The 24,353-nt window shown below is 72.1% G+C and carries 22 protein-coding genes; 13 read left to right on the plus strand and 9 right to left on the minus strand.

Annotated elements, in window-relative coordinates; all coding sequences use genetic code 11:
• The first annotated feature begins 133 nt into the window (after positions 1 to 133).
• Positions 134 to 2,323: an MMPL family transporter gene (locus ABIA38_RS12645; RefSeq protein WP_424638648.1), complete on the plus strand. Its 2,190-nt coding sequence runs from the start codon at positions 134 to 136 to the stop codon at positions 2,321 to 2,323.
• Positions 2,324 to 2,553: 230 nt separating this feature from the next.
• Here the strand turns inward: ABIA38_RS12645 and ABIA38_RS12650 are convergent, their stop codons facing one another.
• Complete coding sequence (locus tag ABIA38_RS12650) at positions 2,554 to 2,853, minus strand: SDR family oxidoreductase (RefSeq protein WP_424638649.1); 300 nt, start codon at positions 2,851 to 2,853, stop codon at positions 2,554 to 2,556.
• Positions 2,854 to 2,910: 57 nt separating this feature from the next.
• Here ABIA38_RS12650 and ABIA38_RS12655 point away from each other — a divergent pair, with 57 nt between their 5' ends.
• From ABIA38_RS12655 to ABIA38_RS12665, 3 genes are all read left to right on the plus strand, one after another.
• Positions 2,911 to 3,276, plus strand: coding sequence for a hypothetical protein (locus ABIA38_RS12655; RefSeq protein ID WP_424638650.1), 366 nt, complete (start codon positions 2,911 to 2,913; stop codon positions 3,274 to 3,276).
• Positions 3,277 to 3,791: 515 nt separating this feature from the next.
• A complete protein-coding gene (locus ABIA38_RS12660) occupies positions 3,792 to 3,923 on the plus strand; it encodes a hypothetical protein (protein ID WP_424638651.1) in 132 nt (43 codons plus the stop codon).
• 115 nt (positions 3,924 to 4,038) lie between these two features.
• Positions 4,039 to 4,953 carry an SAM-dependent methyltransferase gene (locus ABIA38_RS12665; protein ID WP_424638652.1) on the plus strand — a complete coding sequence of 305 codons (915 nt, stop codon included), beginning with the start codon at positions 4,039 to 4,041 and terminating at the stop codon, positions 4,951 to 4,953.
• On the opposite strand, the gene ABIA38_RS12670 is transcribed toward ABIA38_RS12665, so the two are convergent.
• On the minus strand, positions 4,950 to 5,342 hold the full coding sequence (locus ABIA38_RS12670) for an amidase family protein (RefSeq protein ID WP_424638653.1): 393 nt from the start codon (positions 5,340 to 5,342) through the stop codon (positions 4,950 to 4,952). The genes ABIA38_RS12665 and ABIA38_RS12670 overlap by 4 nt on opposite strands.
• Between ABIA38_RS12670 and ABIA38_RS12675 the strand changes: the two genes are divergently transcribed.
• From ABIA38_RS12675 to ABIA38_RS12685, 3 genes are read left to right on the plus strand one after another with little or no spacing between them, the layout of a single operon-like run.
• Complete coding sequence (locus ABIA38_RS12675; RefSeq protein WP_424638654.1) at positions 5,341 to 6,480, plus strand: MBL fold metallo-hydrolase; 1,140 nt, start codon at positions 5,341 to 5,343, stop codon at positions 6,478 to 6,480. The two genes, ABIA38_RS12670 and ABIA38_RS12675, sit on opposite strands and share 2 nt — an antisense overlap.
• 10 nt (positions 6,481 to 6,490) lie before the next feature.
• A complete protein-coding gene (locus tag ABIA38_RS12680) occupies positions 6,491 to 7,249 on the plus strand; it encodes a response regulator transcription factor (RefSeq protein ID WP_424638655.1) in 759 nt (252 codons plus the stop codon).
• Positions 7,246 to 8,541 carry a sensor histidine kinase gene (locus ABIA38_RS12685; RefSeq protein WP_424638656.1) on the plus strand — a complete coding sequence of 432 codons (1,296 nt, stop codon included), beginning with the start codon at positions 7,246 to 7,248 and terminating at the stop codon, positions 8,539 to 8,541. The genes ABIA38_RS12680 and ABIA38_RS12685 overlap by 4 nt, the downstream gene beginning before the upstream one ends.
• A 545-nt stretch (positions 8,542 to 9,086) precedes the next feature.
• Here ABIA38_RS12685 and ABIA38_RS12690 read toward each other — a convergent pair.
• A complete protein-coding gene (locus ABIA38_RS12690; protein WP_424638657.1) occupies positions 9,087 to 10,529 on the minus strand; it encodes an aminopeptidase P family protein in 1,443 nt (480 codons plus the stop codon).
• Positions 10,530 to 10,839: 310 nt separating this feature from the next.
• Here ABIA38_RS12690 and ABIA38_RS12695 point away from each other — a divergent pair, with 310 nt between their 5' ends.
• The 3 genes from ABIA38_RS12695 (at position 10,840) to ABIA38_RS12705 (ending at position 14,049) form a co-directional block, all read left to right on the plus strand.
• Positions 10,840 to 11,700 (plus strand): dihydrodipicolinate synthase family protein, encoded by an 861-nt coding sequence (locus ABIA38_RS12695; protein ID WP_424638733.1) that lies wholly within the window; start codon positions 10,840 to 10,842, stop codon positions 11,698 to 11,700.
• A 74-nt stretch (positions 11,701 to 11,774) separates the two neighbouring features.
• Positions 11,775 to 13,178 (plus strand): aldehyde dehydrogenase family protein, encoded by a 1,404-nt coding sequence (locus ABIA38_RS12700; RefSeq protein ID WP_424638658.1) that lies wholly within the window; start codon positions 11,775 to 11,777, stop codon positions 13,176 to 13,178.
• Positions 13,179 to 13,302: 124 nt separating this feature from the next.
• Entirely contained in the window at positions 13,303 to 14,049 is a 747-nt protein-coding gene (locus tag ABIA38_RS12705; RefSeq protein ID WP_424638659.1) for a GntR family transcriptional regulator, read from the plus strand.
• Positions 14,050 to 14,067: 18 nt separating this feature from the next.
• Here the strand turns inward: ABIA38_RS12705 and ABIA38_RS12710 are convergent, their stop codons facing one another.
• Both ABIA38_RS12710 and ABIA38_RS12715 read right to left on the minus strand, forming a co-directional pair.
• A complete protein-coding gene (locus ABIA38_RS12710; RefSeq protein WP_424638660.1) occupies positions 14,068 to 14,544 on the minus strand; it encodes a hypothetical protein in 477 nt (158 codons plus the stop codon).
• Between the two features lie 75 nt (positions 14,545 to 14,619).
• Positions 14,620 to 15,096 (minus strand): hypothetical protein, encoded by a 477-nt coding sequence (locus ABIA38_RS12715; RefSeq protein WP_424638661.1) that lies wholly within the window; start codon positions 15,094 to 15,096, stop codon positions 14,620 to 14,622.
• Between the two features lie 271 nt (positions 15,097 to 15,367).
• Between ABIA38_RS12715 and ABIA38_RS12720 the strand changes: the two genes are divergently transcribed.
• The 3 genes from ABIA38_RS12720 (at position 15,368) to ABIA38_RS12730 (ending at position 19,018) form a co-directional block, all read left to right on the plus strand.
• Entirely contained in the window at positions 15,368 to 15,910 is a 543-nt protein-coding gene (locus ABIA38_RS12720) for a hypothetical protein (RefSeq protein WP_424638662.1), read from the plus strand.
• A 127-nt stretch (positions 15,911 to 16,037) separates the two neighbouring features.
• Entirely contained in the window at positions 16,038 to 16,721 is a 684-nt protein-coding gene (locus ABIA38_RS12725; protein ID WP_424638663.1) for a response regulator, read from the plus strand.
• A 206-nt stretch (positions 16,722 to 16,927) separates the two neighbouring features.
• Positions 16,928 to 19,018 carry a GAF domain-containing sensor histidine kinase gene (locus tag ABIA38_RS12730; protein WP_424638664.1) on the plus strand — a complete coding sequence of 697 codons (2,091 nt, stop codon included), beginning with the start codon at positions 16,928 to 16,930 and terminating at the stop codon, positions 19,016 to 19,018.
• 450 nt (positions 19,019 to 19,468) lie between these two features.
• On the opposite strand, the gene ABIA38_RS12735 is transcribed toward ABIA38_RS12730, so the two are convergent.
• Genes ABIA38_RS12735 through ABIA38_RS12750 form a run of 4 tightly spaced genes read right to left on the minus strand, consistent with a single transcriptional unit; the run spans position 19,469 to position 24,294 of the window.
• Positions 19,469 to 20,815, minus strand: coding sequence for an acetyl-CoA carboxylase biotin carboxylase subunit (locus ABIA38_RS12735; protein WP_424638665.1), 1,347 nt, complete (start codon positions 20,813 to 20,815; stop codon positions 19,469 to 19,471).
• A gap of 6 nt (positions 20,816 to 20,821) precedes the next feature.
• Entirely contained in the window at positions 20,822 to 21,283 is a 462-nt protein-coding gene (locus ABIA38_RS12740) for an acetyl-CoA carboxylase biotin carboxyl carrier protein (protein ID WP_424638666.1), read from the minus strand.
• A complete protein-coding gene (locus tag ABIA38_RS12745) occupies positions 21,280 to 23,073 on the minus strand; it encodes a carboxyl transferase domain-containing protein (protein ID WP_424638667.1) in 1,794 nt (597 codons plus the stop codon). Before ABIA38_RS12745 ends, ABIA38_RS12740 begins: the two co-directional genes overlap by 4 nt.
• Before the next feature lie 60 nt (positions 23,074 to 23,133).
• Positions 23,134 to 24,294: a type III polyketide synthase gene (locus tag ABIA38_RS12750; protein ID WP_424638668.1), complete on the minus strand. Its 1,161-nt coding sequence runs from the start codon at positions 24,292 to 24,294 to the stop codon at positions 23,134 to 23,136.
• Between the last annotated feature and the right edge of the window lie 59 nt (positions 24,295 to 24,353).

Genomic DNA, 24,353 nt, shown 5'->3' on the forward strand with positions numbered 1-24,353 from the left:
CGGCGCCAAGACCCCGACACCGCTTCCCGGGCCCGGGCGGTGACGCTCGGCGCGTCGGCGACGAGTTTGCCCGGCAAAGTGGACAAAATACCTCCGTAGACGAGCAGAGCCGGTCGGCGTGGAGGGAACTGGGATGTCCACCTATCTGTTCCGGCTCGGCCAATGGGCGTTTCGGCATCGACGTCTCGTGCTGGGGATCTGGCTGGCCATCGCGGTCGGCACGGTGGTGCTGGCCACGGTGAGCGGCGGGAAGACCAACGACACCTTCACCATCCCCGGGACCGAGGCACAGCGGACCTCCGATCTGCTGAAGCAGAAGTTGCCGGCGCTGGGCGGTGGACAGACGCAGGTCGTCTTCGCCGTGCAGGATCCGGCCAAGGTCACCGACCCGGCGTCTCGTGCGGGGATCGAGGCGGCGATCGCCCGGCTGCGCACCGTGCCGCAAGTGGCCTCCGTGTCCGATCCGTTCACGGATCAGGGGGTCGCGCCCGCGCAGCACGTCGCGCTGGGCTGGGTGCAGTACACGGCGCAGCCGGCGGACGTCAAGGACGCCACGTTGAATGCGCTCAAGAGCGCGGTGGTGCCGGCTCGGCAGGCCGGTGTGCAGGTGGAGTATTCCGGCACCGTGTATCCCGGATGGCGGTTCACCCCGTCCGAGGTGCCGGAACTGATCGGCCTGGCCGTCGCGCTGTTCATCCTGTTGGTGACGTTCGGCGCCGTGGTCGCCGCCGGTGTACCGATCCTGACCGCGATCGTCGGCGTGGTGACCGCGCTGATGGGGGTGACCGCGCTGGCGTCGGTGATCAACATCGCGTCGGCGTCCACCACGGTGGCGCTGATGCTGGGGTTGTCCTGCGGCATCGACTACGGGCTGTTCATCCTTTTCCGGCACCGGAACAACCTGCTCGGCGGCATGGCGGTGGAGGAGTCGGCGGCGCTGGCCCTCGGTACGGCGGGCAGCTCCGTGGTCTTCGCCGCCCTCACCGTGATCATCGCGCTGTGCGGACTCGCCGTGGTGGGCATCCCGTTCCTGACCATCATGGGACTGTGCGCCGCGGCGGCCGTACTGGTGGCGCTGCTGATCGCACTGACCCTGCTGCCCGCGATCCTGGGCTTCGCCGGGCACAGGGTCGCCTCGTTCATCGACTCGCCGCTGCGCCGCGGGCATCACGAGAAGGTCGCCCGGATCACCGCGAACGAGCCGGCGCGCACCTTCGGGGCGAGCTGGGCCCGGTTCGTGGTGCGGTTCCGGGTGCCGGTGCTGGTCGCGGGGGTCGGGCTGCTGCTTCTGCTGGCGGTGCCCGCGACGAGCATGGAACTGGGCCTGCCCAGCGGCGCGTCCAAGTCGAAGTCGAACACGCAGCGCAAGGCGTACGACCTGACCGCGGCGAGCTTCGGCGCCGGGTTCAACGGCCCGCTCCTGGTCGTCGCGGACAAGGCCGTGGACCAGGCGGGCGTACAACGGCTCGTGGACGGGCTCAAGCAACAGCCCGACGTGGCCGCCGCCGGGCCGCTGGCCGCGAACGATCAGGTCGCCGTGGTCCGGGTGATCCCCGGCACCGGGCCCGAGGCGAGCGCCACCGCCGATCTGGTCCACCGCATCCGCGACGATCGGGCGACGTTCGAGCAGGCGACCGGCGCGCCGATCCTGGTCGGCGGCAGTACCGCGTCCAACATCGACGTATCCGCCAAACTCTCCTCCGCGCTGCCGGTGTTCCTGGTCGTGGTGATCGGGTTGGCCTTCGTACTGCTGACCTTCGCGTTCCGGACCATCCTGGTGCCGATCAAGTCGATCATCGGCTTCCTGCTGTCGGTGGCGGCGGCGTTCGGCGCGCAGGTGGCGATGTTCCAGTGGGGGTGGGGCGAGCACATCTTCGGCATCACGCCGGCCGAGACGATCAGCTTCCTGCCGATCATCATGCTCGCGATCATCTTCGGACTGTCCAGCGACTACGAGGTGTTCGTGGTCTCCCGGATCAAGGAGGACTTCACCACGACGGGCGACGCACGCGGCGCGGTGGCGCGCGGGACGGGGTTGTCCGCGCGGGTCGTGACGGCGGCGGCGCTGATCATGTTCGCGATCTTCGTGGCGTTCATGTTCACCGACGACCCGACCATCAAGGCGATCGGCTTCAGCTTCGCCGTCGGCGTCCTCCTGGACGCCTTCGTGGTCCGCCTGACCCTGGTCCCGGCGACGATGGCGATCGTCCGCGCGAAACTCTGGTACCACCCACAGTGGTTCGCCAAGTACGTCCCCGACCCCGACATCGAGGGCAAACACCTCGAGGAACGCCTCACCGCCACCCGGACCCGGACCGACTGAGCCGGCGGATCGTCCGGTGACCGTGGGCCGTCTTCTCGAGCCGGTGGCGCTCGGCAGCGGTCGGTCCAAGGGCACGGCGGAGCACCCGGGCAGGGAAGGAGGGCGGCCCATCCACCCGCGGTGGAGAACGAAGCGGCGGGGCCGGCTTCCCGCACGGGCCGTTGGCTCGCCAGGGCCCCAGCCTGAGCATCGGACCCGGTGAACCTTCCAGGGCACAGCCAAATTACTGGTCAGGCGTTGGAGTGGACACCGATGCCGCCGGAGACGGTGAGGTTGTCGCCGGTGATGTAGCCGGCGGCGTCCGAGGCGAGGAAGGCCACGGCTTCGGCGATGTCGGCGGGAGCGCCGACGCGGCCGAGCGGGACGTCCCGGGCCCAGGAGTCGATCATTTCCTGGGAGACACCCATCTTGCAGTAGACGGGGGTGTTGATGATTCCCGGGCTGACCGCGTTGACGCGGATGCGGCGGGGGGCGAGTTCGAGCGCGAGGGACCGCATGAGGGGCAGTAGAGCACCCTTGGCCACTGTCATCGCGACCCCGAGCCCTTCGGCGGCGCCCACGTTGAACGCCGGTTCGGGCAGGTCCTGATGGACACGATCAGCGAACAGCCCGCCGATTCCGGCATCTGGGAGGCCCTACGCGCGGGGGTTGCTGCCGTACTGGCCTTGCACGACAGCCGAGAACAGGCCCTGGAGCGGTTCCGCCTCCTGCACAACACCGCCTCGCTGCGTGCCGGTTGGCTCGAAAAGTGCCTGCGGTTCCAAGAGAACCTGCTGCCGCTCATGGAGGCCCGTATGGACGCAGCCACCGGCACCGAGGGCGCGAAGGCCCGCGCGGTGATCGCGACGGCATTCGCGTGCCTGGATGCCGCATCGATGACGTGGGTCGCCAACGACGGCAAGGGTGAAATCCTGGACCTGTACGACGAGTGCCTGGCTGCGGTGCGCGGCTGACCCGCAGCGGCCAACCAGCCCGGAAATCGTGCCCAAAACCCGGGCACGGAAACCGGGCACATCCGCAGCCACGGACCGGGTCCACATCCGGATCTCCCAGCTGGGTACCGATGGCGAATCGGCCTGACCGTGGGTGAGCAGGGCCGGCACGCATGGCTGGACGACCCTGACGGCGAGTCCTGGCCGCTGAGTTGACCACCGAGAGGCCCGCCCACGTCGAGTCCGGGCGTGGCGCGTCCGGGTGGGCCCTGTGGGTGTGCGCCGAGCACATCCCGACTACCCCGTCGTCGGCGCGACCCGCCGCCGGGGGCGGCCCGTTGCCGCCCCGCGCCCTCGCGGTGTAGTTCGCCCCAGCCCCGTTCGGCCCGTCAACGCCGGGCGGGGCTGTCTCGGGCCATCCCCGGCCCGGGTCACTCTCGCTGCGGGACGCGACTCCTGCCCACCCGGCTCGGTCCGCTCACGACCCGGTCTCGCCGGCTCGTTTCGCCGCCGGGGTCCTGGTCGGCGTCTCGGAGGTGGCTTCGGCCCGGCGCCGCCAACTGCCCAGCGGTCGCCCGCTGCCGGGACCGAGTTGCTCGGTCCTGGTCGCCGGGTTCCGGATCCGGGTACTCGGCTTCACCGACTGGCCGAACGGCGGCTACAACTGACCACCAACCAACGGGAGTTCGCCGCCCGGACCCGTGCCCCAACGCCCCACCCCACCCCCGGCCGCAGTAGTCTCGCCTCGTCCGGGAAGGTCGTTGCGGTATGGAGGGTGCAAGCGTGACGTCGATATCGAACGGCAGCGGCAGCGGCAACGAGAACCACGGTGGCGACGACGACACGTGGCGGCTCCCCCGGCTCGACGAGATCGCCGGCGGCCCCGCCCCGACCCCCGCCGACATCGACACCACCGTCCCGCACACCGCTCGTATCTACGACTATCTCCTCGGCGGCAAAAGCAATTTCGCCGTCGATCGGGCCGCCGCCGAGCGGATCCTCGCGGCGATCCCGGATCTGCCGACCACGCTTCGGCTCAATCGGCTCTTCCTCCAGCGCAGTGTGCGCTTCGCCGCCCGGCGCGGCATCCGGCAGTTCCTGGACATCGGCACCGGCATCCCCACCAACGGCAACACCCACGAGGCCGCCCACCAGGTGGCCCCGGACGCGCGCGTGGCCTACGTCGACAACGACCCGATCGTGCTCGTCCACGGCCGCGCGCTGATGGCCGACGCCGGCCCGGGTCGGACCACCTTCACCCGGGCCGATCTGCGTGATCCGAAAGCGATCCTGACCGCGCCCGACGTCCTGGCGGTGATCGACTTCGGCGAGCCGGTCGCGGTGCTGTTGGTGGCCATCCTGCACTTCATCGAGGACGCGGAGCACCCGGCCGAGATCGTCGCGACGCTCCGCGACGCCCTCGCACCGGGCAGCATGCTCATCCTCTCGCACGCCTCCTCCGACGCCGACCCCGCACGCGGACAGGCCGGCGCCGCCGGCTGGAGGAACGCCTCCGCCCGGATGACGATGCGCGACCACGCCCGCGTACTCGCCTTCTTCGACGGCTTCGACCTGGTCGACCCGCCCGGCATCCGTCCGCACTGGAACCCGGACGACGAGCCCGAAGACCCGCTCGACCACCTCGAGAACGTCTGGGGCTACGGCGGCGTGGGCATCAAGCCCAGTGCCGTCCACTAGCCTCCCGCCACCGAACCGCCGCCCGCCGCCCGGCCGCCACCCAACCCCGAGCCGCCACCCACCCCCGAGCCGCCGCCCGCGTTCTTGCCGAACTCCGGCGTGTTCGTCTTGCCGACGATCACCAGCCCGGCCCGGCGATACCGCGCGGCCGGCGTCCCGTCCCGCTCGGCCACCGCGTCCGCGAACAACCGCGGCCCCTGCGTACTCGCCGGCCCGGCGACATCACACCCGAGGTCCTTCACCGCGAATGGAATCCCCCACAGCACCCCTCGCCCGAACCCCCCCGTCCCCCACACGCAGGCAAATTCCCGAATCGGGGAACGTGTCCGCCCCGCCGTCGGTTGAACACCCCGAGAGCCCACAGGCAGCACGAGGAGAGTGTCACGCATGGCGGGAAACGTATCGGCGGGTCGACTGGTCGCCGGTGGACTGGCGCTGGCCGCCGCCGGGTGGGCGTTGCGCGACGTCCCGGCCGAGTTCGGCGGCCGGGCCGACGGCGAGCGGCTCGCCCGCATGCGACGCTCGCCGCAGTTCGCCGACGGCGCGTTCCACAACCCCGTACCCGCCGATCTGGTCGCGGCCGGCAACGCACCGCAGCTGATCAGCCAGATGCTCCGCAACCGCGACGAGCGCCACCCCGCCGCTCCCGTACCGCTCGTCGCCGCCCCCGCCACGCCACGCTCCGCGCACGGCCTGAGCGTGATCTGGTACGGCCACGCCACCACCCTGGTCGAGATCGAGGGCCGCCGGGTGTTGTTCGACCCGGTCTGGAGCGACCGCGTATCCCCCTCCCAGCTCGTCGGCCCCCGCCGGCTGCACCCCCTGCCCGTCCCGCTCACCACCTTGCCCACGCTGGACGCCGTGGTCATCTCGCACGACCACTACGACCACCTCGACCGGGCCACCGTCCGCGCGCTCACCGCCACCCAGACCGCGCCGTTCCTGGTCCCGCTCGGCATCGGCGCGCACCTGGAGCGATGGAACGTACCGGCCGAACGCATCATCGAACTCGACTGGGAAGAGGACGCGGCCGTCGCCGGCCTGCGCTTCACCGCCACCGCGGCCCGGCACTTCTCCGGCCGCACGCTGCGCCGCAACGACACGCTGTGGGGCTCGTGGGTCGTGGCCGGCTCCCGACGCCGGGTGTTCTACGCCGGCGACTCCGGCTACTTCGACGGCTACGCCCGCATCGGCGCCGCGCACGGCCCCTTCGACCTGACCCTGATGCCGATCGGCGCGTACAGCCCGAGCTGGCCCGACATCCACATGAACCCCGAAGAGGCCATCGCCGCACACCTGGACCTGGGCGGCCGGGCCTTCCTGCCGGTGCACTGGGCCACCTTCAGCCTCGCCCTCCACCCGTGGGCCGAGCCGGTGCACCGCCTGTGGCACGAGGCCAAGGCCAAGGACGTACAACTCGTCGTCCCGCGCCCGGGCGACCGCATCGACACCGACGACATCCCGCAGGTCAGCCCGTGGTGGGAGCTGGCCGGCAAGCCCGCGCAACACCCCGCGCACCACGGCTAGGCCCACCACCGTGCGCGTACTCGTCCTCGAAGACGACCCGGAACTGGGCCGAGCCGTGGCAACCGGCCTGCAGGCGGCCGGATTCGCGGTCGACACGGCCGCCCGGATCGCCGACGCCGAGCCGAAGGTCGCGGTCAACACCTACGACTGCCTGGTGATCGACCGCGGCCTGCCGGACGGCGACGGCCTCGGCCTGGTCCACCGACTGCGGGCGGCCGGCGCCCGCACACCCGTACTCATGCTGACCGCGATGGACGCCGTCCAGGACCGGCTCGCCGGCTTCGACAACGGCGCGGACGACTACCTCGTCAAGCCCTTCGTCTTCGAGGAACTGGCGGCCCGGGTACGGGCGTTGTGCCGACGCGCCGAGCAGCCCCGGCCCTCGATCTCGACGATCGGCGACGTCGAGGTGGACACCGCCCGCCGCCGGGTGCGCCGCGCCGGCGTATTGCTCACCCTCACCGTCAAGGAGTTCGCGGTACTCGAACTCCTGGTGGCCCGTGCCGGCCAGGTGGTCCCGCGCGCGGACCTGATCGAGTGCTGCTGGGACGAAATGGCCGAGCCGATGTCCAACGTCGTGGACGCGGTGGTCGCCCAACTACGCCGCAAACTCGGCCCACCCCCACTGATCGAAACCGTCCGCGGCGTGGGCTTCATCGTCGGAGCCACCGGAGGCGTCGGAAGCACCGGAGGCACCGGAGGCACCGGAGGCACCGGCAACATCAGCAGCAGCACCCGCAGCACCACCCACCCACCCCGCCCGCGATGAGCCCGACCCGCAACCCGGCAAAGGCGAAACCCCCCACCCGCCCCGCCGTCACCCGCCTTCGCCGGCTGCGCTGGACACTCACCGCGCTGTTCACCCTCACCACCGCGATCTGCCTGGTCGTACTCGCCGTCGTGGCCGCCTCCATCGACGGCGAATCCCGCGATCGAGCCCTGGACGACGATCTGGACCGCCGCGTATCGGGGCTGTCCCGAACCGTCTACTTCGAGGACGGCACGCTCCGCCTCGACTCCCTCCGCGAGGACGAACTCGCCCAGGGGGACGTGCTGATCGCCCTCGTCGAATGGGACGCGGCGGACCGCCCCCGGCAGAGCTACGCCGAGCCGCCGAACTCCCCGCTGCTCCCGGACCTGGACCAACTGGCCGAGATCGGCAACGACGCCCGCCACTCGCAGGCGAGCGTGACCTGGGACGCCGAGGCGACCGACGGCCGCACTGTACGGATGGCCGCGGCCCCGGTCTGGAACGGCGACCGGATCGGCGCGGCGCTGATCACCGTGGCCGACCCCGGCCCCGGTCGCCGCGACCACGACCGGCTCGTCCGCTGGTTGTTCCTGGGCTGCCTCGGCCTGGCCGCGGCGGCCGGCGGCGCCGGACACCTGCTGTCCGGGCGCAGTATGCGGCCCGCACTGCGCACGCTCGACGAGCAGGAGCAGTTCCTGTCCGAGGCCGCGCACGAACTGCGCACTCCCCTGGCCACCTTGCGCCTGGTGACCTCCGCGGGCGCCGCGACGCCGGATACCGCGCCGCGCGAACTCGCCCGCGCCACCCGGCTGGTGGATCAACTCGGCCGACTGGTCACCGGCCTCCTGGTCCGCGCCCGGATCCAGGCCGGCACCCAGGAGATCGAACGCGAGGCGCTGCGCCTGGACCAGTTGGTCGAGCAGGTGATCGCCGAACTGCCGCCGTCCGAGGCGCGGATCGAGGTACACACCGAGCCGACGGTGGTGCGCGGCGACCCGGAACTGCTCGCCCAGGCCGTCCGCAACCTGGTGGACAACGCGATCAAACACGGCGGCGGAACAGGCGCCCCGATCGAGGTCGAGGTCGCCGACGCGACCGTACGGGTACGCGATCACGGGCGCGGCGTCGCCGAGGCCGATCGGGAGCGCGTCTTCGAGCGCCGCGCGATCGGCCCCACCGGTGGTACCGGCATCGGCCTCGCCATCGTGCGCTGGGTGGCCGAACTCCACGGCGGCACCGCGCGGATCGTGGCCGCCCCGGACGGCGGCGCACAGGCCGAGCTGCGCCTGCCGGCCGAGCCCGCCCCCTGACCCACCGTCAGGCCCCCGCACCGCCTCACGAAAACCTCACGGACTCGCCGGCACTCTGTCCGCATGCCCGTCAACCACCCCCACGGCAGCACTCCCACGTCCGCCCTCGACGCCACACTCGACGGGTCCTGAGATGCGCCACACACCCGGCCCGACTCCCCGTGACGCACCCGGCCGCACCCCCGGTGACACACCCGGCCGGGCTCCCCGTGACACGCCCGACGGCCCGCCCCCGCCGAAGAGCTCGCGCCGCTACCCGGTGGCGGCGACCGTCGTGGTCCTGCTCACCACCGCCCTGCTCGCCACCGTCCTGGCCACCGCCTGCGGCCGGCTCGGCCCGCACCGGGACCGGCCCGCACCGCGCCGACCCGCAGTGGTGGAATCGGTGGACAACCCGGCCGTGCACCCGATCCAACGTGCCTGGCGCTGGTGGCACCGGCACGCCGAACACCGCCGTGCCCCGGCGCCGCGCCCCCGGCGCACCGATGCCACCACCGTTGCCTCGCTTTCCCCCGCTGCCTCGCTCTCCCCCGTAACCGTCGTGGTCAGCCCGCCAACGTTCCCATCCATTCCTCGATCGCGTCCGGAGTCCGCGGCAGCGCCGACGACATCAACCGAGCGCCGTCCTCGGTGATCACCAGATCGTCCTCGATCCGCACACCGATCCCGCGCAGTTCGAGCGGCAGGGTCTCGTCGTCGGGTTGCAGGTAGAGCCCGGGTTCGACGGTGAGCACGTGCCCGGCCGCCAGGACCCCGTCGAGATAGGTCTCCGCCCGCGCCCGGGCGCAGTCGTGCAGATCCATCCCGAGCATGTGTCCGCTGCTGCACAGCGTGTAGCGCCGATACAGCCCGCTGTCCGCGGCCAGTGCCTCGTCCGGCCGCACCCGCAACACGCCCCACCCGTACAGCCCCTCGGCGATCACCCGCATCGCCGCCAGGTGGAAGTCCCGGAACCGCGCGCCCGGGCGCAGCGCGTCGATCCCGGCCTGCTGCGCGGCCAGGACCAGCTCGTACACCTCGCGCTGAGCGGGGCTGAACCGTCCCGAGAGCGGCAGGGTGCGGGTGATGTCGGCGGTGTAGAGACTGTCCACCTCCACGCCGGCGTCAAGCAGCAACATCCGGGACGGATCCAACGGCCCGTCGTTGCGGATCCAGTGCAGGACACACGCGTGTGCCCCCGCCGCCGCGATGGTGCTGTAGCCGGTGCCGTTGCCCTCGATCCGGGCCCGCATGTCGAACACCCCCTCGATCCACCGCTCGCCGCGCGGATGCCGCAGTGCCCGGGGCAGCGCGCGGACCACGTCGGCGAAGCCGGTGGCGGTGTGGTCGACGGCCAGTTGCAGTTGCTCGACCTCCCACGGGTCCTTGATCAGGCGCATCTCCGCGAGATATGTGGCCAGTTCGGCGTTGCGCCCGGGGTCGCCGGGGGCGGCCAGGCCGTCCACGCGCGGATCCACGCCGGCGAGCACGCGGGTGGGTACGGCCGGGCCGGTGAGCCGCCCGGGCAGGGTGTCCAGGTGCGCACACTCGATGCCGAGCAGTGCCCGCGACTCGTCGAGGGTCGGTCGTCGTCCGGTCCAGAACTCGCCGTAGCGCCGGTCGCGATAGAACTCGCCGGTGTCGCGCGTCGATCGCGGGCGCAGGTAGAGCACCGCCTCGTGCTCGTCCCCGGTCGGCTCCAACACCAGTACGCCGTCGGGTTCGTGATCCCCGGTCAGATACGCGTAGGCGGTGTGCGGCCGGTACCGGAAGTCCACGTCGTTGCTGCGGACCTTGAGCGTGCCGGAGGGGATCACCAGCCGTTCGCCGGGGTAATGCGCGGACAGGCGTTCGCGGCGCTTGGCCGCCCACGGCGCGCTCGGTTCGGCGCCGAGGTCGGGCAGCGGGGTGGGCGCCCACCCGGTACTCATGAACGCGTCGAGCGCGGGCGATACGGGCAGGTCGTGGGTGCCGGTGTTGAGTGCCGCGGTGGGGTCCTGCGAGGTCACGGATTCTCCTTCGTGCCAACGTTCGTGCGGGGCCGGACGAGAGTCGGACAGCGGATCGAACCAGAGCGGATCTGGCGCAACCTTTTGCCATGTGACATTGTACTGATCACGACCGGTAGCACCAGCCCCAACCTCCGCACCCTCGAAGGAGCTTCCGCCCATGTCCACAAAAACCACAGCCACAAAAACCACAGCCACCGAAACCGCAGCCACCCAAACCGCAGCCACCCAAACCGCAACCCCCCGGTCCGCGGCCACCGAGTCCCCGGCTCCCGCGCACACCGGCCGCACCCACCCGTGGCGCGGCCTGATGGTCGCCACCCCACTGCCCCTGCGCGCCGACCTGAGCATCGACTACGACGCGTTCGCCGAGCACGCCCGCCGCCTGGTCGACGCCGGCTGCGACGGCGTGGTGCCCAACGGTTCCCTCGGCGAGTACCAGACGCTGACCGCCGAGGAACGGGCCACCGTGGTCGAGGTCGCCGTCCAGGCGATCGGCGGCGATCGGGTCATGCCCGGCGTCGCCGCGTACGGCTCGACCGAGGCCCGGCGCTGGACCGAGCAGGCGGCCCGGGCCGGCGCCGAGGCGGTGATGCTGCTGCCGCCCAACGCCTACCGTGCCGACGAGGCCGAGGTGCACGCGCACTACGCCGACGTGGCCTCGGTCGGCCTGCCGATCGTCGCCTACAACAACCCGTTCGACACCCGGGTGGACCTGACCCCCGAACTGCTGGCCAAGTTGTCCGCCGACGGTCACATCGTCGCCGTCAAGGAGTTCAGCGGCGACCCCCGCCGCGCCTACCGGATCGCCGAACTGGCGCCCGCGATCGACCTGTTGGCCGGCGCCGACGATGTGCTCCTGGAGCTGGCGGTGGCCGGTGCCAAGGGCTGGATCGGCGGCTTCCTCAACGTCTTCCCCGCCTCCTGCGCCGAGTTGTATCACGCGGCCGTCGGCGGCGACCTGGTCCGCGCGCGCGAGCTCTACGACCTGCTGCACCCGCTGCTGCGCTGGGACACCCGCTCCGAGTTCGTCCAGGCGATCAAGTTGTCCATGGACGTGGTCGGGCTGCCCGGCGGTCCGTGCCGGCCGCCGCGCCGACCGCTCGGCCCCGAACTCCAGGACACCATCCGGGCCGCCACCGAACGGGCCGTCGCAGCGGGCCTGAGCTGACCAAAACCGCGACCGAGCCCCGCCCCCGACCCGACCCCGCCCCCCCCGACCCCTGCCCGAAGGGATCCTCCGCCGTGACCGGCACCGCCACCCCGTCCATCCGCAGCCACAACCCCGCCGCCCCCGGCGAGTTGATCGCCGAGGCGCCGGCCGCCTCGCCCGCAGAGGTGGCACACGCCGCCGACCGGGCCCGGATCGCCCAGCGGGCCTGGCTCGCCGCCGGCGCCGGGGCCCGATGCGCCGCGCTCGGCGCCGCCGCCGACCGGATCGCCGCCGCTGCCGGTGAGTTCGCCGAGCTGATCGTGCGCGAGGTCGGCAAGCCGATCACCGAGGCGCGCGGCGAGGTGGCCCGAGCCGTGTCGATCCTGCGCTACCAGGCCCAGCAGGTCTTCGACCCGGTCGGCGCGGTGCACGAACCCGTTGCCGGGCCGGGCCTGTTGCTCACCCGGCGGCGGCCGTACGGGGTGGCCGGGCTGGTCACGCCGTGGAACTTCCCGCTGGCGATCCCGCTCTGGAAGGCCGCGCCCGCGCTGGCCACCGGCAATGCGGTGTTGCTCAAGCCCGCCCCGCAGGCGCTCGGTTGCGCGCTGCGCCTGGCCGAACTGCTCGACGGCGTGCTGCCCGCCGGGGTGTTCACCGTGTTGCCCGGCGAGGCCGCCACCGGCGCGGCGGTGGTCGCCGCCGCCGACATCGTCTCGTTCACCGGCTCGACCGCGGTCGGCTCGGAGGTGGTCCGTGCGACCGCCGCCCGGGGCGTGCCGGTTCAGGCCGAACTGGGGGGCTGCAACGCCGCGTTGGTGTTGCCGGACGCCGATCTGCAGCGCACCGCCGCCGACCTGGTCGGGGCGGCGTTCGGCTACGCGGGCCAGAAGTGCACCGCGACCCGGCGGATCATCGTGGTGGGCGACCCGGATCCGCTGCGCGCCGCGTTGGCCGAGGCCACCCGGGCCCTGTCGGTGGGCGACCCGGCCGACCCGGCCACGGTGTGCGGCCCGGTGATCACCGAGGCGGCCCGGGACGGGATCCGCGCCGCGCTCGACTCGGCACTGGTCGCCGGCGCCCGGGTGCTGGCCACGAGCAAGGCGGAGAGCGCGGGGTGGTTCAGCGTCCCGATCATCCTGGAGCGGGTGCCGGCGAACCATCCCATCCTGCGCGAGGAGGTGTTCGGCCCGGTCGTGGTGCTGCAACGTGCCGAGGACCTGACCGAGGCCCTCGCGCTCGCCCGCGACGTGCCGCACGGCCTGGTCACCTCCGTGCACACCCGCGACCTGGACGCCGCGCTCGCCGTGGTCGACCGGATCGACACCGGTCTGGTCAAGGTCAACGCGCCGACCACCGGGGTCGACTTCCATCTGCCCTTCGGCGGCAGCAAGGCGTCCGGCTACGGTCCGCGCGAGCAGGGCCGGGCGGCGGCCGACTTCTACACCTCGACCCGTACGATCAGCCTGCTGCCGGCCGATCCGAGCGGCGCCGCGTAGCCGGCCGATCGAGCGAATGGCGAGGTGACGGGCCCGGCGGCGGCTACTCTGTGACATTGCACATCGTACGTCGCACAGCGCTCAGCAGTCGGGGCGCGGCCGGTCCCGAGGAAGGACACACCAGATGAGCGCGGACGCAGAGGTATCGACCGGACACGCCGGCTCCGTCACCGCCCCGGGGGGCGATGCGGGATCGTTGAACCTGCCGTCCGTACGGGAGCACCGCAGCCTGCGCGACCAGGTGACGCACGCGCTGCGCGCCGCGCTCATCGCCGGTGAGCTGCGCCCCGAGGTGGTCTACTCGGCGCCCAGCCTGGCCGCCCAGTTCCGGGTCTCGGCCACCCCCGTCCGCGAGGCGATGCTCGACCTGGTCAAGGAGGGCCTGGTCGAGGTGGTCCGCAACAAGGGCTTCCGGGTGACCGCGCTGTCCGGCCGGGACCTGGACGAGTACACCGAGATCCGCTCACTGATCGAGATCCCGGTGATCGTCCGGCTCGCCGACACCGCCGAGCGCGCCGCGCTCGAGGCGCTGCGCCCGGTGGCGGCCGCGATCGTGGCCGCCGCCGAGCGCCGCGACCTGATCGGCTACCTCGAGTCGGATCGCCAGTTCCACCTCGGCCTGCTGGCCCTGGGCGGCAACCAGCGCCTGGTCGAGGTGGTCGGCGACCTGCGCAAACGTTCGCGCCTGTACGGCCTCACCCAACTCGCCGAACGCGGCGCGCTGGTCGCCTCGGCGCGCGAGCACGAGGAGATCCTCGACCTGCTCCTGGCCGGCGACGCGGACGGTGTCCGTCGGGCGATGACCGAACACCTGGGCCACATCCGCTCCCTGTGGTCGGCGCCGACCGACAACCCCACCCCGAAGCCCTGAGACCGCGCGCCCGGTCGGTCAGCCGAACCTGCTGATGGTCTTGTAGACCCAGCCCCCGCAGTTGCTCGTGGACCCCTGCCCGACGACCACCCAACCGTTGGGGATCGTCGAGTTGGCACAGACCTGCATCCGGTCCGTCAACACGCCCGTGATGGTCAGGGCCACGTTCCCGCAGCTCGGCGCCTGCCCTGCGGATATGGTCACCCAATCGGTGGGAATGTTCGGTGAGTTGGCGCAGACCTGCATCCGGTCGGTGATCGTGTCGGTGATGGTCATCACCACCGAGCCGCAGGCACTCGAGTGCCCCTGGGCGATCACCACCCAGGGGGCGGGCACCGCCGAGCCGTAACAGACGTACCGCACATTCAACGCGCCCGCGGTGCCGACCGACTCGGTCGTCCCGGCCTGCGCCGGACCCGAGAAGAGCACGACACTGCCCGCCATCAGGGCCAGGGCCGCCGTCATCCGACCCAGCCACATCCCGAAGAGTTTCATGACGTCTCCGATCTCCCTCTGCTCCGCCCCCGACCGACCGCGCCGGCCGAAGGCCCGATCCGACCCGTCGCTCGGCTAGAACTTGGTGATGGTCTCGTACGAATAGCCCCCGCAGTAGGGCGAATGCCCCTGCCCGACGACCACCCAGCCGTCGGGAATCGTCGAGTTCGCACACACGTCCATCGGGCTCCTGAGTTGGCCCGTGATCAACAGGCCCAGGTTCCCGCAGCCCTGCGACTGCGACGCGGACACCGTCACCCAATTGAGGGGAATGTTCTTCGAGTTGAAACAGACCGTCATGCCGTCGGTGATCGTGTCGGTGATGGTCATCTGCACCGAGCCGCCACAATTGTTCGACCGCCCCTGGGCGATCACCACCCAGGGCGCGGGCACCGGCGAATTGCCGCAGACGAACCGCACATTCAACCCGCCCCTGGTGCCGACCGACTCGGTCGTCCCGGCCTGCGCCGGACCCGAGAAGAGCACGACACTGCCCGCCATCAGGGCCAGGGCCGCCGTCATCCGGCCCAGCCACGTCCCGAAGAGTTTCACGAGGTCTCCAATCGTCTCGATGCCGGGATCGCACCCGGCGCGACCCCTCACGGTGGCGGAGCGCGGATCATGCGCCAACAGCGGAGCCGCACGGACAATCAATCCGCGGCCAACCGGCCTGCCCGGACAATCAACTCGCGTGCCGCAACCGGGTGTTGCCCTCGCCTACCCGCACTGTTTACCCTTCTCCCCCTCCCCCGGCGCGCGTTCTCGGTGGTGTCCTGGGCGCAATCGCCCGGATCCCGCCGGGCCGATCCCGCTGGGAGCCCGCATGCGTACCATCCGCCGCCTCACCGCCACCGGCGCCGCGCTGAGCCTGGCCGGCCTCGGCCTGGTCGTCGCCACCGGAACCACCGCACAGGCCCACCCGATCACCGCCGCGTCCACGTGCTCGCAGGCGTACCTGCCGCTGCCGGACCCGAGTTGCCAGCCCGGCGCCTACAACCCGGCCGTCACCCAGGGCACGATCGACTCGACGATCTGCGTCCCCGGTTGGACGAAGACCGTACGCCCGCCCGCGTCGTACACCAATGCGCTCAAGGTCCGGCAGATCGCCGAGTACGGCTACGCGGACACCTCGACCGCCGACTACGAAGAGGACCACCTGGTCCCGCTGGAGCTCGGCGGCGCACCCCGCGACCCGCGCAACCTGTGGCCCGAGCCCCGGTACGGCAGCCCGAACGCCGGCAACAAGGACACGGTGGAGAACCGCCTCAAGCGGGCGGTCTGCGCCCGCAAGGTCACGCTGAACGCGGCCCGGACGGCGATCGCCACGAACTGGACCACCGCGCTCGACATCCTCGGCCTGCGCTGACCCCGCCCGCGCCGACGGCCCGGTGCACCGGTGAGCGGCACCGGCCGGACGATCCGCGATCTCGGTCATCCGGGCGTCGATCGATTCAACACATGGTGACGTCTGATCAACGCGTAGTATGTACCGCGTGGTTGGTGAAAGTGGGTCCGCGGCGCTGCGCATCGTGATCGTCGACGACCATCCGCTGTTCCGGGCCGGGTTACGGGCGGCCCTGGAGAGCGCGGGTGACATCGCGGTGGTCGCCGAGGTGGAGACGGCCGCCGCGGTCCCCGCCGCGGTGGCCGAACACCGGCCGGATCTGGTCGTGATGGACCTGAATCTGCCCGACGGTTCGGGTCTGGAGGCGACCCGCGCGATCATCGCCGACTCGCCGTCCGTTCCGGTCCTGGTGCTCACCATGTCCGACGACGACGGCAGCCTGCTGGCCGCGATGCGGGCCGGCGCCGGCGGCTATCTGGTCAAGGGCGCGGCCCGCGACGAGGTCCTGCACGCGGTGCGCACCGTCGCCGCGGGCGGCGCGGTGTTCGGCGCGCAGACCGTGCCGAGGCTGACCGCGCTGCTCGCGGGCGGCGGCCGGCGCGGCGCCGAACGGGTGTTCCCGGAGTTGACGGACCGGGAGTGCGAGGTGCTCGATCTGCTGGCCCGAGGCATGGACAACCGGCGGATCGCCCGCCGGCTGTTCCTGGCCGAGAAGACGGTGCGCAACCACATCACGCACATCTTCGAGAAGTTGCACGTGGGCACCAGGGCCGAGGCGGTGGCCCGGGCCCGTGACGTCGGCCTGGGCGCCGACCCGCCCCCCGAACACTGAGCCGGCGCCCGCCGAACCGAGGCCGGGGTGCCCGGTCCCAGCCCACCCGGGACCGGCCCGGGACTCCTGCCTCGCGCGTTCGGGACCCGCCCGCGCCCATCCTGGAATCGGCGAACAACGATGGCACCCGGCCACCGGACCCATCGGGGGCGACTCGGCTCCACTCGTCCGCGACGTCATTCGACGACGTCCCGTGAGGAGGCCCCATGCCCAAGAGCACGCGAGAGCAACTCGCCCGAGCCTACGGGGTATGCGCGGTCAGCCTGCTCGGCTGCTTCGTCGCGCTGGTGCTGCTGATCACCCACCTCGACGATCCCCGGCTGGCCCCCGACCCCGGCCTGACCGGCGTGCTGATCCTGCTCGGCTGCGCGTTCGCGCTGTCCGGGCTGTTCGTGATCGCGCATCGTTGCGCACCCGGTCTGGGCTGGCTGCTGCTGTGGGCCGGACTGGCCCTCCCGGTCGCCTACGCGGTGTTGCTCACCGCGCTGTTCACCGACGCCGGCCCCCTACCGACCGGCTTCGCGATCGTGCTGTTCCTGATCGCCGACACCGTCTACCTGTTCATGACCTACGCACTGCCCCTGTGGCTGCCCCAGGGTCGGCTGCCCGATTCGCGTGCGGTCCGCGGGTACGCCCTGCTCCTGGTGCCGTGGAGCGCACTGCACGCGTACAACGACTACGCCGGGTTCGACTGGTACGGCCTGCCCAGCTTCCTGGCGCACGGCACCTGGGCGGCGGTGGAGCGCTGGTTGGACGGCTGGTTGACCCCGCGCCTGGACCTGGTCCCGCCGCTGGTGATCGGGCTGAGCCTGACCGTGATGGCGGTGCGCTGGGCACGCTCGCGCGGGCCGCATCCGGTACGGCTGCTGCCGCTGCTGCCCTATCTGCTGTGGCTGGCCGTGGTGTTCCTCGGCTACCACCTCGAACTCTCCGACACGATCTACAACTTCCTGCTCTACGGGGGCATCGTGGTGTGGCAGCTCTCCTTCGCGTACGCCTTCGCCCGGGACCGGCGCTGGCATCTGGATCGTTCCGTACGCAAGGTGTTGGCCGCGTTCTCGTTGGCCGCGGTACTGATGGCCGGCTATCTCACGATCGCCGTCGAGCTGTCCGGCTACCTGCCGGGCGCGCGCAGCACCGGGGCGATCGTGGTGGCGGGCGGCGCGCTGGTGATCGGCGCGCTGTTGCGGCCCACGGTCGGCTGGGCGGCGCGGGTGGTGGATCGCTTCTACTACGGCGAACGGGCCAAGCCCTACCAGGTGGTCCGCGATCTGGCCGAACAGCTGAGCCGGGCGGTGGCCCCGGGCGCCGCCCCCGAACTGTTGTGCCGAACCGTCGTACACACCCTGGGCCTGCCCGGCGCGAGCGTCGTGGTCGACACCCGCCGGGGCGAGCGCGAACTGGCCCGCCTGGGCCGCGTGCCCGCCGACTGCGAGGTGTTCCCGCTCGCCTACGAGGGTGTGCCGATCGGCCGGCTGTACGCCCCGCCGCGCCCGGGCCTGGACACCCTGGACCGGCAGGACGTGGACGTATTGCGCTTCCTCGCCGACCAGGTCGCCCCCGCGATCGCGTCGCTGCGCCTCTACGAGGAACTCCAGGAGAGCCGCGAGCGCATCGTGCTGGCCCGCGAGGAGGCCCGCCGCCGGTTGCGCCACGACCTGCACGACGGCCTGGGTCCGGCCCTGTCCGGCACCCGACTCCAGGTCGACACCGCCCGCGCGGGTGTCCCGCCGGACGCCCCGATCGCCGGGACGCTGATCGTCGCCTCCGAGGGCATCGGCGAGGCGATCGCCGAACTGCGCCGGATCACCGACGGACTCGCCCCCGCCGGGCTGGCCCGCCTCGGCCTGGCCGGCGCGCTGCGCGAGCTCGCGGCCCGACTCGACGCCGGCCCCGGCGCGCACCCCGGGATCGAGGTCGTCTTCGACCCCGACCCGCCGCCGCCGCTGCCCGCCGCACTCGAGGTGGCGGTCTACCGGATCTGCGGCGAGGCACTGAACAACGTGGTCCGACACGCCCGGGCGCGGCACGCGGACCTGACCGTACGCATCACCGACACCCGGGTCACCGTCGAGATCACCGACGACGGCGTGGGCCTGGGCCCCGAGCCGACCACGACCGCCGAGTCCGCCGACGGCACCACCGGTGTCGGTCTGCGGTCGATGGCCGAGCGGGCCGAGGAACTCGGCGGCACGTTCGCCGTGATCCGGGGCGAACACGGCACGACGGTGCGCGCGGTGATCCCGCGCCGGGGGCCGCACACCCGGGACGTCCCCCGGACATCGCCGGGACCGTGACCACATGCGCCCGGGACCGGGGCGCGTGAGAGTGGAGGGGCGGTGATCGATTCGATCACCTGTTCCCATTCCGTACAACGGAGGACACCGATGACGCACCACCCCCACCCGAAGGGCGAACCGCCTCCCGGGTCGGATCAACCCCAACATCCGGACGGGTGCCATCCGCCGAATCCGCGGTGTGATGTAGTGCCCACCGAGCCGGAGCCACCCGAGCCGGAGCCGGGCCACCCCCCGAATCCGCCGCGGCCGCCGGCCCCGGAGCGGCCCGCGACCCCGGGTCAACACCCACATCCGCAGGGCACGACGGATCGGCCCAAGCCGCAACCGCCCAAGCCCACGTCCACCCCCCACAAGGGTCCGTGAACGCACGATTCCTCGCCCCCACCGCTCGACACGGTGGGGGCGAACGTGTGTGCGGGGCCGAAGTCACCCGCCGGGGCGGGGGCTTCAGCCGGCGGCCCGCCGATCGAGCAGCGTCGTATCGTGCCGCCCGGCCCGAAAGTCCGGATCCTCCAGCACGTCGGCCAGCAGCGCCGCCGTGGTGCGTACCCCCCGTCCCTCGACCCGCAGTTCGCCGAGCGCGCGACGCATCCGGGCCAACGCCTGGTCCCGGTCCGGCCCCCACGCGACCACCTTGGCCAGCAGCGAATCGTATTCCGGCCGCGCCTGCGCCCCCGGGAACGCGTGCGTGTCCACCCGGACGAACGGCCCGCCCGGCGCCTGGAACGTGGTCAACGTCCCGGGACACGGCGCGAATTCGCGCGCCGGATCCTCGGCGTTGATCCGACACTCCACCGCGACCCCGCGCCGCTCCACCCGGCCCTGGTCGAAGCCCAGCGGCAGCCCGGCGGCGATCAGCAGTTGCTCGCGGACGATGTCGATCCCGGTCACCATCTCGGTCACCGGGTGTTCGACCTGGATCCGCGAGTTCACCTCGATGAACGCCGCCTCCTCCCCGCGCACCAGGAACTCGAAGGTGCCGGCCCCGCGATAGCCCGCCGCCCGACACCCGGCCACCGCGTACTCCGCCAGCCGCTCGGCCAGGCCGGCGGGCAACCCCGGGGCCGGCGACTCCTCCACGAGCTTTTGGTGCCGGCGCTGTACCGAGCAGTCCCGCTCGCCGAGATGGACCACGTTGCCGTGCCCGTCGGCCAGGATCTGGATCTCGATGTGCCGCGCGCCGTAGAGGTATTGCTCCAGATAGACCCGGTTGTCCCCGAACGCGGCCCGGGCCGAGGCGCGGGTGGTCCGGAACGCAGGCAGCAGCGCGCCGGCGTCGCGGACCACCGCCATGCCCCGACCGCCGCCACCCGCGACCGCCTTGATGATCAGCGGATATCCGATCCGCTGCGCCACCTCGACGGCCTCGTCGGCCGTGCCGACCGGCTCCGGTGACCCGGGCACCACCGGCAACCCGGCGTCCGCCATGATCCGCCGGGCCGTCGACTTGTCGCCGAGCCGGGCCATCACCTCGGGTGCGGGGCCGACGAAGACCAGCCCGTTCTCCGCGCAGATCGTGGCGAAGTCCGGGTCCTCGGACAGGAATCCATAGCCGGGATGAATCGCCTGCGCACCGGTGAGCCGGGCCGCCTCGATCACCGCCGGCGGGTAGAGGTAGCTGCGCCGCGGGTCGGCGGGCCCGATGTTCAGATGCCGATCCGCCGCCCGCACGGCGGCCGAATCGGCATCCACCCCGGAGTGCACCACCACGCTGGTGATGCCCATGTCCCGACAGGTACGCACCACGCGCAGCGCGATCTCGCCCCGATTGGCGATCAGTACGGTGTCGAACACGGCCGGTCACCCCTCCCCTTCGGGGTCCAGCTCGAAGAGCGGTTCGTCGTAGCCGACGCCCTCGCCGTTGCCGACCAGCACGGCGGTCACCCGCCCGGTACGGTCCGCCTCGATCGGGTTCATCAACTTCATCGCCTCGATGATGGCCACCTGCTGTCCGGCCCGGACCAGGTCGCCGACCTCGACGAACGGCGGCGCGCCGGGTTCGGGGGCGTGGTAGAGGGTGCCGACCAGGGGCGCGCGGACCAGATGCCCCGAGGCCGCCGCCGGCACCGGCGGATCCTCCAGGACGGGTGCCGGCTCGCGGACGGGCCCGGTCGGCCGGTCCCAGGTGAGCTCGATGCTCTCCCCTCCGGACCGCACCACCACGTGGGTGGGCGGTCGCGGGGCATCGCTCAACACCTTGCCCAGCGCGGTACACAGCTCGGCCAGGATCGCCGCCGGGCCTTCGCCATCGACGCGGGTCATGCCGATTCCTCCTCGTTCGGATCCCCGTTCGAATCCCCGTTCCCGTCCCCGAAACGCTCGTCCGCAGCGGCCTCGACCGGCCCGCGCAGCCCGAAGGCGCGCAGCCGGCGGCGGCGGGCGGCGACTCGCTCGGCCGGTACCACCGCCGCGAGTTGGTCCAGTTCGGCCAACACCGCGTCGCGCAGCGCCAGGCTCGCGCCCGCCGGATCGGCCTGCGCACCGCCCGCCGGCTCGGGCACCACGCCGTCCACCACGCCGAGTTCGAGCAACGAGCGGGCGTCCAGACCCAGGGCCCGCGCCGCCGCCGGGCTCTCGTCCCGGGTCTTCCACAGGATCGCCGCGCACCCCTCGGGGCTGATCACCGAGTAGAGCGCGTTCGCACTGATCAGCACCCGATCCGCGACCCCGAGCGCGAGCGCCCCACCGCTGCCGCCCTCGCCGGTGACCACCGCCACCACGGGCACCCGCAGTCCGCTGAACACCCGCAGACAGTCGGCGATCGCGCCCGCCTGCCCCTGCTGTTCGGCCTCGATCCCCGGATGCGCGCCCGGCGTGTCGATCAGCGTCACCAGCGGCACCCCGATCTTCTCCGCCAACCGGGCCAGCCGAATCACCTTGCGATAACCCGCCGGCGAGGCCATCGCGAAGTTGGCCCGCACCAGATCGGCGGTGGTGTGCCCCTTCTGATGCCCGAGCACCAGCACGGCGCGGCCCGCCACGGTGCCCAGGCCACCCACGATCGCCGGACAGTCCGCGCCCGCCCGATCGCCGCGCAGCTCGACGAACGTGTCCATCCAGTACGCGAGATGATCCCGCGTGGTGGGCCGCCCCACATGGCGAGCCGCCACGACCACCTCGGCCGCAGGCCGGACCGCCAACTCGGCGGGGTCCCGAACCACCATCCCCGCACCGGCCCGCGGCAGTTCGGCGACCGCCCCACCGCGCCCCGCCCGCCCGGGTGCCCGCCCCCCTGCCGAGGCCAGCAGGACCGCCAGCGTCTGCCGCAGCTCGGCACGCGGGCGCACCCCGTCCACCAACCCGTGCCGCAGCAGAAACTCGGCACTCTGGAACCCCTCCGGGAGTCGTTGCCCGATGGTCTGCTCGATCACGCGCGGGCCGGCGAAGCCCATCCGCGCGCCCGGCTCGCACACCACGACATCGGCAAGGGTGGCGAACGACGCGGCCACCCCGCCGTAGGTCGGATCGGCGATCACCGTGACGGTGAGCAGCCCGGCCTCGTCCAGGGCCGCCATCGCCGCCGCGGTCTTCGCCATCTGCATCAGCGCCAGCGCGCCCTCCTGCATCCGCGCCCCACCGGACGAGGTGACCAGGATCAGCGGGACGTGCCGAGCCAACGCGGCCTCCGCGGCCATCGCCACCGCCTCGCCCGCCGCAACGCCCAGGCTGCCGCCCATGAACGCGAAGTCCATCACCGCCACCACCACCGGATACCCGGCCACCGTCCCGACCGCCACCCGAACCGCGTCCTCGTGCCCGGTGGCCGCCCGCGCGGCGGCCAACCGGTCGACATAGGGCTCCAGATCGGCGAACAGCAGCGGATCGTGCACGGTCTGCGCCGCACTCAACGCCCGCGCGCTCCCCGGATCCAACAACGTCGCCAACCGCCGCGCGGCACTCAACCGGGCGTGCGCCCCACAATCGGGACACACCCCGTGGGCCCGGTCGAAGCGCTTGCGATACACCAGCGCCCGACACCGCGCACAGACGAGCCAGTCCGCCGGCGCAGCGTCCGGCGCAGCGGAAGCGGTCTGCGAAATACGGGTATTCATCAAAATCTCCCCGGATCCACGGTCGAAGAGTGGTCGTCGTCACCGTCGCATCCGCGCCACTCACGCCGGATTCCCCGACGCGGCCGCGGCCGCCCGCACCGGTTCCGCCGTCGCCCGCGGCTGCCCGACCCGCCCGCGCGCCCGCCCACGGCCGCGCCCACTGGCCCGAGGCGGATTGTGCGTCCATGTCCCGAGCGCCATCTCGGCGGTGATCCCGGGCCCGAACCCGGCCACGATCCCGCGCCCTCCGACGGCCGCCCCACCGGCGGCGAACAGCCGGTCCAACCCGTCGAAGACCACTGCGCTGGCGATGTTCCCGTACTCGGTGAGCGTGGCCCGACTGTGCCGGAACGCATGCGCGTCGACCCCGAGAAAGCGGCTCAGGTCGTCCAGGATCCGCGGCCCACCGGCATGCACCACATAGAAGTCCAACGCCGACGCGTCCCACGTATGCCGACTCGCCAACTCCTCGATCACCGGCGCCAGCGGCTCCATCGTGCCGGGCACCCGCTTGTCCAACCGAAAGTGGAAGCCGGTGTCCTTGACCGCGTACGAGATCCAGTCCTGGGTGCCCGGAATCAGATAGGACGCGTTGCGCTCCAACCGCATGCCGGTCCCCCCGGAGCCGCGCACCACGGCCGCCGCGACCGCGTCGCCGAACAGACCGTCCGAGAGCAACGACCCGATGTCGTCGTCCACGGGCTGATAGCACAACGAGCAGAACTCGCACGCCACGATCAACACGTTGGCGTCCGGATAGGCGGTACAGAAATCATGCGCCCGATTGATCGCGGCACCCCCGGCCGCGCAGCCCAGCTGGGCGATCGGCAGCTGCCGCGTATCGGCCCGCATCCCGAGTTCGTTGACCAGCCAGGCGGTCAACGACGGCATGGTGAACCCGGTACAGGAGACGTAGATCAGCAGGTCGACGTCCCGCACACCGAGGTCGGCGTTGGCCAGTGCCCGATGGACGACGGGCGGTACGCGCAGCTTGGCCTGTTCCTGGTAGATCAGATTGCGCGTCTCGAAGCCGGGATGGCGCAGGGTCTGTTCGATCGGCTGGACGAGATGCCGTTTGCGGACGCCGGTGTTCCCGATCAGCCGCAGGGCGAGCGGCAACCGGGGGTTGTCCGCGTGCAACCGACGGGCGATGGCGAGCGATTCGTCCAACGTGATGATGTGCTCGGGGACGGCCACGGCGGGCCGACACAGGGTGCTCACGAGGTGACTTCCTTGTCTGGAGCTGGTCCGGAGGGGGGTGTTGCTCCCCAACCCTGCGG

Origin of the sequence: Embleya sp. AB8 (assembly GCF_049739465.1) — a bacterium.
Lineage (GTDB): Bacteria > Actinomycetota > Actinomycetes > Streptomycetales > Streptomycetaceae > Embleya.

What these genes read in the sequence shown, in the direction of transcription:
- ABIA38_RS12645 (WP_424638648.1), top strand. Translation starts at nt 134, where the DNA reads ATGTCCACCTATCTGTTCCGGCTCGGCCAATGGGCGTTTCGGCATCGA.
- ABIA38_RS12650 (WP_424638649.1), bottom strand. Translation starts at nt 2,853, where the DNA reads ATGACAGTGGCCAAGGGTGCTCTACTGCCCCTCATGCGGTCCCTCGCG.
- ABIA38_RS12655 (WP_424638650.1), top strand. Translation starts at nt 2,911, where the DNA reads ATGGACACGATCAGCGAACAGCCCGCCGATTCCGGCATCTGGGAGGCC.
- ABIA38_RS12675 (WP_424638654.1), top strand. Translation starts at nt 5,341, where the DNA reads ATGGCGGGAAACGTATCGGCGGGTCGACTGGTCGCCGGTGGACTGGCG.
- ABIA38_RS12670 (WP_424638653.1), bottom strand. Translation starts at nt 5,342, where the DNA reads ATGCGTGACACTCTCCTCGTGCTGCCTGTGGGCTCTCGGGGTGTTCAA.
- ABIA38_RS12685 (WP_424638656.1), top strand. Translation starts at nt 7,246, where the DNA reads ATGAGCCCGACCCGCAACCCGGCAAAGGCGAAACCCCCCACCCGCCCC.
- ABIA38_RS12695 (WP_424638733.1), top strand. Translation starts at nt 10,840, where the DNA reads ATGGTCGCCACCCCACTGCCCCTGCGCGCCGACCTGAGCATCGACTAC.
- ABIA38_RS12705 (WP_424638659.1), top strand. Translation starts at nt 13,303, where the DNA reads ATGAGCGCGGACGCAGAGGTATCGACCGGACACGCCGGCTCCGTCACC.
- ABIA38_RS12710 (WP_424638660.1), bottom strand. Translation starts at nt 14,544, where the DNA reads ATGAAACTCTTCGGGATGTGGCTGGGTCGGATGACGGCGGCCCTGGCC.
- ABIA38_RS12720 (WP_424638662.1), top strand. Translation starts at nt 15,368, where the DNA reads ATGCGTACCATCCGCCGCCTCACCGCCACCGGCGCCGCGCTGAGCCTG.
- ABIA38_RS12730 (WP_424638664.1), top strand. Translation starts at nt 16,928, where the DNA reads ATGCCCAAGAGCACGCGAGAGCAACTCGCCCGAGCCTACGGGGTATGC.
- ABIA38_RS12740 (WP_424638666.1), bottom strand. Translation starts at nt 21,283, where the DNA reads ATGACCCGCGTCGATGGCGAAGGCCCGGCGGCGATCCTGGCCGAGCTG.
- ABIA38_RS12745 (WP_424638667.1), bottom strand. Translation starts at nt 23,073, where the DNA reads ATGAATACCCGTATTTCGCAGACCGCTTCCGCTGCGCCGGACGCTGCG.